This is a genomic window from Planktothrix tepida PCC 9214, assembly GCF_900009145.1.
Classification (GTDB): Bacteria; Cyanobacteriota; Cyanobacteriia; order Cyanobacteriales; family Microcoleaceae; genus Planktothrix; species Planktothrix tepida.
In genome coordinates, this window is record NZ_LN889854.1 from 1 (window position 1) to 240 (window position 240).

At 39.6% G+C, this 240-nt stretch carries 1 protein-coding gene; it reads left to right on the forward strand.

Annotated elements, in window-relative coordinates; genetic code table 11:
- The coding region (locus PL9214_RS29460) for a tetratricopeptide repeat protein (protein WP_139295214.1) at window positions 1-240 on the forward strand (240 nt) is incomplete at both ends.

Consider the following 240-nt stretch of genomic DNA (forward strand, 5'->3'; position numbering starts at 1 on the left):
TAGCAGGTTCCCTCACGAATCTGGGACTTGCTTATTGGAGTCAAGGACAATATCAAAAAGCGATAGAGTTCTTTCAGCAGTCTCTTTCTACTTCTCAAGAAATAGGTGATCACAACGGTGTAGCGAATTCCCTTAATAATCTGGGACTTGCTTATAGGAGTTTGGGACAATATCAAAAAACGATAGAGTTCAATCAACAGTCTCTTTCTATTTTTCAAGAAATAGGTGATCGCAACGGTG